The 12,875-nt window shown below is 65.3% G+C and carries 9 protein-coding genes; 5 read left to right on the top strand and 4 right to left on the bottom strand.

Annotated features, from left to right (window positions below; translation table 11 throughout):
- Positions 1–17: 17 nt before the first annotated feature.
- Positions 18–1,499 carry a carnitine 3-dehydrogenase gene (locus SCA01S_RS06625; protein WP_062784164.1) on the bottom strand — a complete coding sequence of 494 codons (1,482 nt, stop codon included), beginning with the start codon at positions 1,497–1,499 and terminating at the stop codon, positions 18–20.
- Positions 1,499–2,392 (bottom strand): beta-keto acid cleavage family enzyme, encoded by an 894-nt coding sequence (locus SCA01S_RS06620; protein ID WP_022675654.1) that lies wholly within the window; start codon positions 2,390–2,392, stop codon positions 1,499–1,501. Before SCA01S_RS06620 ends, SCA01S_RS06625 begins: the two co-directional genes overlap by 1 nt.
- A 112-nt stretch (positions 2,393–2,504) precedes the next feature.
- Here SCA01S_RS06620 and SCA01S_RS06615 point away from each other — a divergent pair, with 112 nt between their 5' ends.
- The 4 genes from SCA01S_RS06615 (at position 2,505) to SCA01S_RS06600 (ending at position 9,571) form a co-directional block, all read left to right on the top strand.
- On the top strand, positions 2,505–3,494 hold the full coding sequence (locus SCA01S_RS06615; protein WP_062784162.1) for a GlxA family transcriptional regulator: 990 nt from the start codon (positions 2,505–2,507) through the stop codon (positions 3,492–3,494).
- 104 nt (positions 3,495–3,598) lie between these two features.
- The gene (locus tag SCA01S_RS06610) at positions 3,599–5,011 is read left to right on the top strand and encodes a purine-cytosine permease family protein (RefSeq protein ID WP_062784160.1); all 1,413 of its coding nucleotides are present in this window, start codon (positions 3,599–3,601) and stop codon (positions 5,009–5,011) included.
- 126 nt (positions 5,012–5,137) lie between these two features.
- Positions 5,138–7,444, top strand: a complete 2,307-nt coding sequence (locus SCA01S_RS06605) for a TonB-dependent receptor (protein ID WP_054131408.1) — start codon at positions 5,138–5,140, stop codon at positions 7,442–7,444.
- 57 nt (positions 7,445–7,501) lie between these two features.
- Positions 7,502–9,571, top strand: a complete 2,070-nt coding sequence (locus SCA01S_RS06600; protein ID WP_245652470.1) for a phosphocholine-specific phospholipase C — start codon at positions 7,502–7,504, stop codon at positions 9,569–9,571.
- Between the two features lie 117 nt (positions 9,572–9,688).
- On the opposite strand, the gene SCA01S_RS06595 is transcribed toward SCA01S_RS06600, so the two are convergent.
- The gene (locus SCA01S_RS06595) at positions 9,689–10,393 is read right to left on the bottom strand and encodes a ThuA domain-containing protein (protein WP_439646869.1); all 705 of its coding nucleotides are present in this window, start codon (positions 10,391–10,393) and stop codon (positions 9,689–9,691) included.
- Between the two features lie 68 nt (positions 10,394–10,461).
- Complete coding sequence (locus SCA01S_RS06590) at positions 10,462–11,922, bottom strand: aromatic ring-hydroxylating oxygenase subunit alpha (RefSeq protein WP_082349958.1); 1,461 nt, start codon at positions 11,920–11,922, stop codon at positions 10,462–10,464.
- Positions 11,923–12,093: 171 nt separating this feature from the next.
- On the opposite strand from SCA01S_RS06590, the gene SCA01S_RS06585 reads away from it, so the two are divergent.
- A complete protein-coding gene (locus SCA01S_RS06585; RefSeq protein WP_218016390.1) occupies positions 12,094–12,873 on the top strand; it encodes an SDR family NAD(P)-dependent oxidoreductase in 780 nt (259 codons plus the stop codon).
- Positions 12,874–12,875 lie beyond the last annotated feature (2 nt).

Genomic DNA, 12,875 nt, shown 5'->3' with positions numbered 1-12,875 from the left:
CGGTCTTTCCTTTCTGTTCAGCCCAGCGATATCCGGCGGCCGGCGCCATCGGGAACCGGCAGATCGGCCTGCGCCGTTGCCAGTTCCGCCATGCGCGCCGCCGGCACGCCGGTGGCCGGCCCGGCCCGGCCGGTGTCCTTGCTGACATGCAACAGCATCTGTTCGGCCGTGGCCACCAGTTGCCCGTCGCTGCCGCGAAACAGGCTGTGGAACACGTGGGCGCGCTTGGCATCGGCGCCCAGAATCTGCGTGGCGGCCACCAGGCGATCCCCGGCATGGGTTTCGCCCAGATGGCGGATGTGGGTTTCCACGGTGAACCAGCTGCCGGCCTGCGCCAGGTAGGCCGCATCCACGCCGATGTGCCGCAGCAGCGCATCGGTGGTATCGCCAAACACCTGGAGGTAGCGATGCTCGGTCATGTGGCCGTTGTAGTCGATCCATTCCGCCGCCACGTCGGTGGCGTGCAGGGCCAGGGGCCGGCGCTCATCTATGCTGCTGGCGAGCGGGGCGGGGGCCTGCTCCATCAGGCGGCGGGCATAGCTGGCGAGGGTTTGCCCAGCGCCGTAATCCTGCCCGCGCAGGCCCGAAAGCACGGCGATCAGGCAATCGTCGCGCTGGCGCTCCAGCGCGCGGATCGTCATGTCGCCGGCCTGGTCGTCAGACTGCGCGGCAACCGCGTCGATCAGCTCCTGGGTCAGTTCGGGCGCTTCCAGCTTGGTCCACGGCAGTTTCAGCGCGGGGCCGAACTGCGCCAGGAAATGGCGCATCCCAGCCTCGCCGCCGGCCATGCGATAGATCAGGAACGTGCCCATGAACGACCAGCGCAGCCCGGCGCCAAAGCGGATGGCGTCGTCGATTTCCTCGGTCGTCGCCACGCCGTCGTTCACCAGCCACAGCGCCTCGCGCCACAGGGCTTCGAGCAGGCGATCGGCGATGAACCCGTCGATTTCCTTGCGCACATGCAGCGGGTGCATGCCGATGGCCGAATAGAAGGCGGCGGCGCGGTCCCTGGTTTGGGTTGAGGTCTGGGCGCCGCCGCAGATTTCAACCAGCGGCAGGAGGTATACCGGGTTGAAGGGATGACCCACGACCATCCGCTCGGGATGGGCCATGCCCGATTGCAGGCGTGTGGGCAAAAGGCCCGAGGTGGACGAGCCGATCACCACGTCGGGCCGCGTGGCGGCGTCGATGCGGGCCAGGATCGCGATCTTGAGGTCTTCGCGTTCGGGCAGGCTTTCCTGCACGAAATCGGCATCGGCTACGGCGTCTTCCACGCTGCTGGCCAGGCGCAGGTGGCCTTGCGCGGGCAGGGCGCCGGGCACCAGCTTGTCCCAGGCGCGGCGCGCGGCGGCGAGCACGGTCGTCACCTTGCGTTCGATTTCCGGGTCGGGATCGAAGATCGCCACGTCGATGCCGTTGAGCAGCATGCGCGCGGCCCAGCCGGCGCCGATCACGCCGCCGCCGACCAGCCCCGCCCGGGCGATGGAGTGCGCCGCCATTACGCCACCTTCCGCAGCTTGAGCTTTTCGCGCACTTCGGCCGGGCCCATCACGCGCACGTTCATTGCCTCGATGATGGTGCGCGCGCGGGTGACCAGATCGGCGTTGGAGGCCTTGACCCCGCGCGAGAGATAGAGGTTGTCTTCCAAGCCGACGCGCACATTGCCGCCGGCCAGCACGGCCATGGCCACGAACGGCAGCTGCCGCGCGCCGATCGAAAAGGCCGAGAACGTGGCGCCTGGCGGCAGCTGGTTGACCATGGCCATGGTCGTGCCGGGATCGTCCGGCGCGCCATAGGGAATGCCCAGGCACAGCTGGATCATCACCGGATCATCGAGCAGGCCTTCCTTGATCAGGTCTTTGACAAAGACCAGGTGGCCGAAATCGAACACTTCCAGTTCGGGCCGCACGCCCAGTTCCTGCACTTTGGCCGCCATGGCGCGCAGGTGGCTGGGCGTGTTGGTCATCACATAGTCGCCCAGCGAAAAGTTCATCGTGCCGCAATCGAGCGTGCAGATTTCGGGCAGCAGTTCCACCACATGGGCCAGCCGTTCCATCGGGCCGACCATGTCGGTGCCCACCGGATTGAGCGGCAGAGGATTTTCGCCCGCGCCGAACACCACGTCGCCGCCCATGCCGGCGGTCAGGTTGATGATCACGTCGGTATCGGACTCGCGGATGCGCTCCACCACTTCGCGATAGAGCGCGACATCGCGGCTGGCCTGCCCGGTTTGCGGATCACGCACATGGATGTGGGCAATCGCGGCGCCGGCCTTGGCCGCCTCGATCGAGGCCTGCGCGATCTGCGCCGGTGTGATCGGCAGGTCGGGATGACGGCTGGCGGTGTCGCCCGAACCGGTAACCGCGCAAGTGATGAACACGTCGCTCTGCATCGCAACTCCCCCGTGCTGATGATGCCAGCATGCGGCAGGTGCCGCGAAAATTTGACGCTGAAAACGACACAGATGATGCAATTTGCGGCGCGGTGTGTTTTCCTGCGCGGCGATGACCGAACCCGCGATCCCCTTGCCTGAACGAATCGATTTCCTGCTGGTGGAGGGGTTTTCCGCCCTGGCGTTCTTTTCCACGGTGGAGCCGCTGCGCGTGGCCAATCGCTTGGCCGCCCAGCCGCTGTTTGCCTGGCGCCTGCATTCCGCCGATGGCGAGCCGGTGGCGGCATCAAGCGGGATGCGTGTGGTGGTCGATGCGCCGCTGGCTGCGCTCGATCCGCCGGGCACGCTGATCGTGTGCGCCGGGTTTCATCCCGAACGCGGCCTGGGGCGCGCCGGGCTGGCTGCGCTGCGCCGCTTTGGGCGCGGTGGCGGGCGGTTTGGCGCGATCGACACCGGCATCGTGCTGCTGGCCCAGGCCGGGGTGGCCGGGCCGGGGCCGGTGGCGATCCACTGGGAGGCGGAAAGCGGGTTTCGCGAGGCCTGGCCGCAGATCGCCGTGGCCGACGCGCTCTACACGCTGAGCGAGCGGCTGTTCAGCTGTGCCGGTGGCACCGCCGCGCTCGACATGATGCTCGAACGCATCGCCCGCGCTCATGGCCTGGCCTTTGCCAATGCCGTGGCTGAACAGTTCATCCACGACCGCATCCGCCCGGCCGGCGAAGGGCAGCGCATGGCGGCGGACCAGCGCCTGGCGATCCGCGATCCGCACCTGCTGCGCGCGATCACCGCGATGGAGGCTCATCTCGACCTGCCGTTGCGCTCGGCCGACCTTGCCCGCCAGGCAGGCGTGGGCGTGCGCCGGCTGGAGCGGCTGTTCCTGGCGCATCTGGGCGTTTCGCCGCAGCGCCACTACCGCCGGCTGCGGCTGGAGCGGGCGCGGGTGCTGCTCGAAACCACCGACCTGCGCGTGCTCGACGTGGCGCTGGCCACGGGCTTTGATTCGGCATCGGCGCTGACCCGCGATCTGCGCCGCGCGTTTGGCATCACCGCCACCGCCGCCCGCCGCGGCACTCGCTTTGCCCGCGCCGCCACGGCCGATTGAGCCTTGCGCATTTCCCCCCTTGCGGCCCTCGGCCAAGCCCCCCAGCATCGCGTGTACACACGGGCGTGCACAGGCACGACCCGCCAAGACGGGGGAAATGGGCCATGTCCAGCCAACCGGTTACGCGCTCGCGGATAGAGGCGCATTCGATCGATTTCGTGCCGCTGGCCGAGCGGCACGGCAAAGTCTGGCATCTGTGGCCGGTGTGGTTTGCCGGCGATGCGCACCTGGCCACGCTGGCCACCGGCGCGCTGGGGATTGCCATGGGCCTCAACCTGTTCTGGTCGCTGGTGGCGATCGTGGGCGGCTGCGCGCTGGGCACATTCTTCATGGCGTTTCATGCGGCGCAAGGGCCGCAGCTGGGCCTGCCGCAGATGATCCAGTCGCGCCCGCAGTTCGGCTATCGCGGCGCGCTGCTGGTGTGGGTGGTCGCGCTGATCACCTACGTTGGCTACAACGCGTTCAACCAGGTGCTGGCGGCGCAGACGGTGCAGGAACTGGCAGGCCTGCCACCCCGGCCGACGATGGCGGTTTTCACCATTCTGGCGATGGGCGTGGCGTTGATCGGCTACGACCTGATCCACCGGGCGCAGCGCACGCTGGCCTTTGCCCTGATCGCGATCCTGGCGGTGTTTACCGCCGGTGCGGCCTGGCTGGTGCCACTGCCCGCCGGGCAGTTCGATCCGCATCGCTTCGTGATGATCCCGTTCCTGCTGCAGTTCTTTGCCGCGGCCGCGTATCAGCTCAGCTGGTCGATCTATGTTTCTGATTATTCGCGCTATCTTCCACCCGAAGTAGGCGTGCGCGCGGCGTTCTGGTGGACCTTTGGCGGCGCCATGCTGGGCGGGGTGTGGATGATGGCGGTGGGCGCGATCGCCGCTGCCGCGCTGCCGCAGGATGGCGTGATTGCCGCCGCGCGCATGGTGGGTGACCAGATCGTACCCGGGTTCGGCATGGTGCTGCTGGTCGTGGCCTTTGCCGGGCTGATCACGGCCACTTCGCTAAATTTCTACGGGGCGTCACTGACGCTGCTGTCGATTGCGGATTCCTTCATGACCCTGCGCAGCACGGTCCGCGAACGCGTGGTCTCGTTGGTGATCGTGACCGTGCTGGCCTCGGCGCTATCGTTTTCCGCGTCGAAGGATTTCATGCACGATTACGAACTGCTGCTGTCGGTGCTGCTGTATATCTTCACGCCATGGACGGCGATCAATCTGGTCGATTTCTACATCGTGCGAAAAGGGCATTATTCGATTGCGGCGATATTTGATCCAGACGGCATCTATGGGAGGTGGAATGCGCGCGGGCTGATCGCCTATCTTGCCGGGTTCCTGGCCATGGTGCCGTTCTTCAGCACGCATGTTTTTACAGGGCCGGTCGCGCGCGCCCTGGGCGGGGCAGACATCTCGATGCTGATCGGCTTGCCGGTCTCGGCGCTGGCCTATCTCGTCTTGTGCAGAAACGTTTCGGCAACGCAACAGATGGAGGTGCCGCAGCATAAGCAAAGCGTTTGTTGACCATAAGTTGCGCTTTGCATAACTTTTTTGACAGGAGGACCTGGCTGAATTGATCCGGTGAGTCCGCACAAGCGCATAACGCCCGCGTTCCCGTGATCATTCAGTACAACACATGGGGGAATTCATATGCGTTATAAGCATCTATCCGGCGTTGCCCTGCTTGCGCTCGCCGGCGCCGCTTCACCCGTCCTCGCGCAATCAGCACCCGATGCGGCAACGCCGGCGTCTGCTGCCGGGGGCGATGACGAAGGCAGTCCCATCGTTGTCTATGGCCGTGGCGAAACCCGCCAGGTCCAGACCGTTACCGCGGTTGATATCAAGGCCGCCACGCCCGGTACCAGCCCGCTCAAGGTGCTGGAAAAGCTGCCCAGCGTTTCGGTGCAATCGGCCAATGCGCTCGGCACCAACGAATGGTCCACGCGCTTTTCGGTGCGCAGCTTCAGCCAGAACCAGCTTGGCTTCACGCTCGATGGCGTGCCGCTGGGCGACATGAGCTATGGCAATTTCAACGGCCTGCACATCAGCCGCGCCATCGCCTCGGAAAACATCGGCAGTTCCACCCTGGCGCAGGGTTCAGGCGCGCTCGATACGCCGTCGAGTTCCAACCTGGGCGGCACCGTGCAATTCTTCAGCCAGACGCCGACCGACGATTTCGGCGTCGATACCCAGGCCAGCTATGGCAGCGAAAATGCCTATCGCCTGTTCGGCCGGCTCAACACCGGCGATCTGGGCGGCGGGGTCAAGGCCTATGTCAGCGGATCGTGGCTCGATGCGCCCAAGTGGAAGGGCGAGGGCAAGCAGCAGGCCTGGTCGGTCAACAGCAAGATCGTGGTGCCGCTGGGCACCAGTGCCAAGCTGACGGCCTTTGCCAACTATTCCGATTTCAAGGACGACGACTACATGGATATGTCGCCGGCTTTGATCCAGAAATACGGCTGGAACTGGGATTACATCCGCAACGATTACAAGACCGCCCTGGCGATTGCCAAGAACCTGCAATCGGATCTGGTGAACTATTCCAAGTATTGCGCCAATTACGCCGGGTATAGCCAGACGATCTGCGCCGATGATACCTATTACAACGGCTATGGTCTGCGTAAGGACTTCCTGGCCGGCGCCAGCCTGACGGCGGACCTCGGCAGTGGCCTGTCGCTGCGCATTTCGCCCTATTATCACCATAACAAAGGCATCGGCACCTGGTGGACGCCCTATACCCCAACGCCGGGCGGCGCGGCGCTGTCGATCCGTTCCACCTCGTACAAGATTGCGCGCGGCGGCCTGACCGGGGCGCTGACCTACAAGATCGGCACCAACGAACTGGAACTGGGCGGTTGGTACGAATCCAACAAGTATACCACGGCGCGGCAGTTCTTCCCGCTGGCGGACTCGACCACGTCGAGCATCGACAACCGCGAGTGGCCGCAAAATCCGTTCTACACGCAGTATAAGTACAACTTCAAGATCACCACCGCGCAGTTCTTTGTCCAGGATACCTTCCAGGCCACCGACAGCCTCAAGATCAACGCCGGCTTCAAGGGCCTCAGCGTGATCGTCGACAACCAGTACGATCCCGCCAGCCAATCCAGCGCTGCCGCGCGCGATACCTCGGGCCGGCTCAAGGCGCGTGACCTGTTCCTGCCGCAGGCGGGCGTGAACTATACGTTCAATCCCCAGGTCGAGGCGTTCCTCAGCTATGCCGAGAACATGCGCGCCTTTACCACCGATCCGTTCATGACGAACCAGGCCGGTTTCCAGGCCATCAAGAACACGATCAAGCCGGAAACCTCGAAGACGGTGGAAGGCGGCCTGCGCTTCCATCTCGATCACTTCGAAGGCTCGATCGCGGGCTATCACGTCAAGTTCGAGAACCGGCTGCTCTCGGTGCAGCCCTGCGCCATCATCGTGGGCTGCGCCACGGTGCTGTCCAACGTGGGTTCGGTCACCACCAACGGGGTGGAACTGGCCGGCACCTATCACCTGACCCGGGCGCTGTCGCTCTATGGCTCGTATTCCTATACCGATGCGCGGTATGACGACGACGTGCTGAGCGGCGTGCTCTACCCCACCAAGAACAAGCAGGTGGCGACGGTTCCGGCGCACCTCGCCAACGCCGAAATCGCCTATGACGATGGCGTGATCAGCGGCCGGATCGGCGCCAATTACCAGTCCAAGCGCTATTACACCTATACCAACGATGCCAGCGTGCCCGGCCGCGTGCTGGTCGATGTCTCGCTGGGCTATCACTTCGATGCCGCCGACGGCCCGCTGCATAATCTGGAAATCCAGGGGAACGTCACAAATCTGTTCGACAAGAAGTATATCGCGACGCTCGGTGAGAACGGTCTGGCCTTCACCGACCCCGGTGGTACGCTGCAGTCGATGCTGGTGGGGGCGCCGCGCCAGGCCTCGATCACGCTGCGCAAGCGGTTTTGACAGAGTACGGATGCCGGCGAGCGCAGCGCCGGCATCCGCCTGTTTATTGAGGCAAGCATGATGACGTATCGGCCGGCGCGCCGCAGTTTCCTGAAAGCGATGGCGGCGGCCGGGGCGGCCGGAACCTTGCCGCAATCCATTGCCACGGCCCTGGCGCTGCCGGCCGCACGGCGCACCGGCACGCTGGCCGATGTCGAACATGTGGTGATCCTGATGCAGGAAAACCGCTCGTTCGATCACTATTACGGCACCCTGCGCGGGGTGCGCGGCTATGGCGATCCGCGCCCGCTGCTGCTGCGCAATGGGCAAAGCGTGTTTCACCAACCCACGCCCGATCGCCAGGGCGTGGTGCTGCCGTTTCGCATGGATGGCCGGATCAGCAATGCCCAGGGCCTGAAAAGCCTGGACCACAGCTGGAAGGGCGCCTTTGCCGATTGGGCGGAATACGACAGCTGGATCAAGCACAAGACGCCACAATCGATGGGCCATTTCGTGCGCGAGGACATCCCGTTCTACCACGCGCTGGCCGATGCCTTTACCATCAACGATCAGTATTTCTGCTCGATCCACGGGCCGACCAATCCCAACCGCATGTTCCTGTTTTCCGGCACCAGCGGGCTGAGCGCAGGCGACGATCGCGCCCAGGCGGTGGACAATGCCGACGATGGCAACTGGACGGCCGACATGGCGCGCGACAAGGCCGATTTCCCCGGCGCGGCGCGCTGGACGACTTATGCCGAGCGGCTGGAACAGGCCGGGGTAAGCTGGCAGGTCTATCAGGAATACGAGAATTTCGGCGACAACTCGCTGCCGTACTTCGCCAATTTCCGCGGGCTCGATCGTGCGTCGTCGCTCTATCGGCGCGGGCGGGCGTGGGTGGCGGGATCGAGCGCAGAAACGGCCGAAACCTCGCAGGCGCAATATCTGGTCTCTGCCTTTGCCAAGGACGTGGCCGCCGATACCCTGCCGCAGGTTTCGTGGATTGTCGCGCCGGCGCGCTATTCCGAGCATCCCGAGGCGACGCCGGCCTTTGGCGAAAGCCTGACCGCGCGCCTGATCGAAGCGCTGGTGGCCAATCCCAAGGTCTGGGCCAAGACCGCGCTGATCATCAACTATGATGAAAACGACGGCTTTTTCGACCATGTGCCCGGCCCGGTGCCGGCGGTGAACCGGGCCCAGGGCTTGAGCAGCGTGGACACGCATGGCGAGGCCTACAAGGGCGAGCCGGTGGGACTGGGCATCCGCGTGCCGCTGATGATCGTTTCGCCCTGGACGCGCGGCGGCTTTGTCCATTCCGGGGTCAATGATCACACCTCGGTGATCCGCTTCCTGGAGCGGCGCTTTGGCGTGATGGAGCCCAACATTTCGCCCTGGCGCCGCGCGGTCACCGGCGATCTGGTCGACATGTTCGATTTTGCCGATCCCGATGGATCGGCGCTGCATGCCTTGCAGGCACTGCCCGCGATCGGCGACTATCGCGCCCGCGTGGCCGCGCAGGCCGCCCTGCCGCAACCGCATCCGCCGGCCGAGCAGGCCATGCCCCAGCAGGAACCCGGCCAGCGCCCGGCGCGCGCGCTGCCCTATCGCCTGGCGGTGGGCGAGGTGGGCAGCGGCGCCGATTGGCAGCTGGAATTTGCCAACACCGGCCGCCAGGGCGCGGTGTTCCAGGTCTATGATCGCGGCGGCACTGCAGGCCCGTGGACCTATACCGTGGCGGCCGGCGCCACCTTGCGCGATCGGCCGCCCGGCCTTGCTGCCGGGCCATGCCGCCTGACGGTGCGCGGGCCCAATGGCTTTGTGCGCGATCTGGCCGGGCCACTGCCGCCGCCCGCGCGTGTATCGGTGCAGGAGGCGGGCGATACGCTGCTGGTGGCACTGGCCAATCCTGGCGCGGCGCCGGTGACGCTGTCGCTGCGGCACCTGGCCTATGGTGCGGCTGCGCCGCAGCGCATCGTGCTGGCGCCCGGGCAGGCGCGCACGGTGCGGGTGGCGATTGCTGCCAGCCACCACTGGTATGATCTGGCCGTGGACGGCCCCGACGGCTTCCAACGCCGTTTTGCCGGCCATGTCGAGACCGGCAAGCCGAGCTGGTCTGACCCGGCAATGGGGACGATGGTCGAGGTGTAGGCTGGTTGCGGTTTTGATAATTACAGCGGGACCCCGGATCAAGTCCGGGGTGACGAGAAAATATAGCTATCCTAAAATCTTACCGTCACCCCGGACTTGATCCGGGGTCCCGCTGCCTCAGCCCAGCGGTTCTTTCAGCCAGGCCACGCCACGGCGCAGCAGATCGTGGAATACCGGCAAATCCCAGGCGCAGCGGTCCACGCTGGGCCACCAGTCAAGCATCGGTTGCAGATCATAGTGCCCGCGGCAGTGGCCCAGGGTGAGGTAGAGCACCGCGCCCTGGCCGTGCTCCTTGATATAGAACACTGGATGGCGGCCGGGGGCGGCAGCGGCCTCGACAAAGCCGGTGCCCGGCTCGGTGCAGCAGGTATCGAGCAGGACGTGCAGGTTGCCGTGGGTTTCGAGGTGATAAAGCTCGTCCGTGGTGTCGAACGGTTCCACCCCGGCAACCAGCGGGTGATCAGGATCGGCCACTTCGACGCGATAGGGCGCGATCGGCGGGTGGCTGATGAACTGGCTGCCCAGCATGTCCATGAACAGCGGCGCCCAGCGTGGCGCATCCCACAGCCCGGCGTAGGGGCCCTGGTCGAGCAGGCGCAGCACCGAATTGGTGCCGTGCAGCGCATACCACCGCCCGCCGTGCGCCAGCCAAGCGCGCAGCGCTTCCTGCGCGGGCAGCGAGGGCGTCACGTCGCAGGTATAGGTGATGAGGATATCGGCCGCCTCGATCGCGGCGATGTTCTCGTAATCCTCGAACACGCGGGTGCGCACGGCGGGATCGTCGGCCAGCAGTTTCAGCAGTTCCAGCCGGGCGAAATCCATGTCGTGCCACACCCCGCCGCAGATGAGCACGCAGTCGATGCGGCGCGGGTGGCTCTGCCCGGGTTCGCTCACGCACCGGCTCCGTCGCTGCCTTCGGGAATGCCGAGGTATTGATCGAGCGTCTGCTGGAACTGGCGCAGGCGGATTTCCTGGTAGTTGCCCAGCTGCACCTTGCCGGTCTTGGAGGCGTGGAGGCCTTCCTGCACATAGGGCAGGTTATCCATGTCCTGTTCGAACACGTCGCCCAGGATGCCCAGTTCGGGTGCCTCGGTCCATTTCTGGTCGAGGCGCAGGAACTTCATCGGCACGCCGCGCGGATGCTTTTCGCCCTTTTTCACGCGCATCAGGATGCGCACTTCCATGATGCAGGTATCGGGCGTTTTTCCGGGGCGCCAGCGATAGACGATGTTGGGCATGAACCCGCCCCACGGGGCGAAGTTGGGGAACACGTTATAGACCAGCGCATCGAGCAGTTCGGCATCGGTGGCGTGATCGTGGTCATAGCCGGTCTGCGCGGTATAGGCGGCGCGCATCTTGGCGCCCAGCGCCTCGCGTGCGGTCATGCCTTCGGGCACTTCAACAGCATAGGGATCGGCGGCGGTATCATAGTTGTCGCCGCTGCGGCCGTTGTATTTCACGAACTGGTCAACGATCCACTGCTCGCTCTTGCCCGCCGGATCGAGGTGCGGAGACATCGTGCCGAACGGCACGAGGTTGACGTTCACATGATCGCCCCAGGTCCAGTAGGCGCTGTTGCAATCACCGGTGAAAGGCAGCAGCTGCGGGTGGGTGACCACGGTGTGCCAGGCTTCCATGAAGGCTTCGGCCGTGACTTTCCAGTTGGCCGGCACTTCCTTGCCCACCCACATCACCGTCACGCATTCTTCATGGCGCCAGCGCTTGAAGTGATCGGGCAGGGGGGCAAGGAACTCCTCCAGGCTCGGCCCGCCGGGCTCTTCCCGCAGGAAGATGTAGCCGCCCCACTGGCCCACCTCTACCGCCGGCAGCGCCAGCTTGTTTTCATCGAGGTGGGCGAAATCCCACTTGCATGGCATGTGGTTGAAACTGCCGTCCTTGTTCCAGGCAAAGCCATGGAACGGGCAGACGAAGCGATCGGCCGTGCCATCTTCGGTGCGCAGCTTGCGGCCGCGATGGAGGCACACGTTGTGCATGGCGCGCACCGATCCATCGTCCTGGCGCGAGATGAGGAAACTACGCCCGGCGTTTTCATAAACGACATAATCGCCCGGCTCGGGCAGGTCTTCCTCGCGCGCGGCGAACTGCCACACGCGCGGCCACATCCGCTCGCGTTCCAGCTGGGCGAAATGCTCGCTGGTATAGCGCGCGGCGGCGATCGGCGTGCTGCCGCGGTTCTGATAGCTGGGCGTGGTCAGCACCTCGGGCGCAGGCCGCGAATCGGCGGCCATCAGTTCCAGCCAGCTGATCCCCTCGCTGACCGGCAGGCCGCAGCTTTCGGGCGTGGGGCGCTGGGCCACGGTGTCTGCGCTTGCGGTATCGGGTGCTGCCATGGTGGGTGCCATCCTGTCCTCTCGCGCCGGATCGTGACTGCCCGGCCTGCATGCCAGCATGGTCTAGGACGTCGATGGCGCGCAAGTCACCTTGCTGAAAGCATAGGTTTCGCGCGCGCCCGGATCGCGGCATGATCACCCATCAAGACCAAAATGCGGGAGAGAATGGCCGTGTCCAGGAGGCTGGAAGGAAAAGTGGCGCTGGTAACCGGCGGCACCAGCGGGATCGGCGCAGGCGCGGTGCGCCGCCTCGCGGCCGAAGGCGCCAAGGTGGTGTTTACCGGATCGCGCGCCGAACTGGGCGAGGCACTGGCGCAGGAGGTGGGCGGCCGCTTTGCCAGCCACCGCGTGGAAGATGCAGGCGCCTGGCCGGGCCTGATCGAGAGCGTGCTGGCCGAGCATGGCCGGCTGGATATCGCGTTCGCCAATGCCGGCACCGAACAGGGCGATGCCAATATCGAAGATGTGACGATCGAAGGCTGGTCCAAGATCGTGGGCATCAATCAGACCGGCGTGATGCTGACCGTGCAGCACGCAATCCGCGCCATGGCCCGCAACCAGGGCGCCACGGGGTCGATCATCATCAATTCGTCGATGAATGCGGCGCGCCCGCTGGGCAATTACGTCACCTATTCCACCACCAAGGCCGCTGTCGTGGCGCTGGCCAAGTCGGCTGCGGTCTATTGCGGGCAAAAGCGCTATCGCATCCGCGTCAACGCGATCCTGCCTGGCGTGGTGGAAACCGACCTGATCCGCGCCATCATGGAAAGCCAGCCCGATCCGGCCGCCGTGCGCGCCATCTATGAAGGCATGGCGCCGATGAATCGCATGGCGCAGGTGGAGGAAGTGGCGGGCCTGGTCGCCTATCTGGCGAGCGATGAGGCGAGCTTCATTTCGGGCGCGGAACTGACGATCGACGGCGCCACCACGGCCGGGATGATGGGGGTATGACG

The sequence above is a fragment of the Novosphingobium capsulatum NBRC 12533 genome (genome assembly GCF_001598375.1).
In the GTDB taxonomy this organism is placed as follows: domain Bacteria; phylum Pseudomonadota; class Alphaproteobacteria; order Sphingomonadales; family Sphingomonadaceae; genus Novosphingobium; species Novosphingobium capsulatum.
Note: the sequence above shows the minus strand (reverse complement) of the source record. Positions and strands in the feature narration are given on the sequence as shown.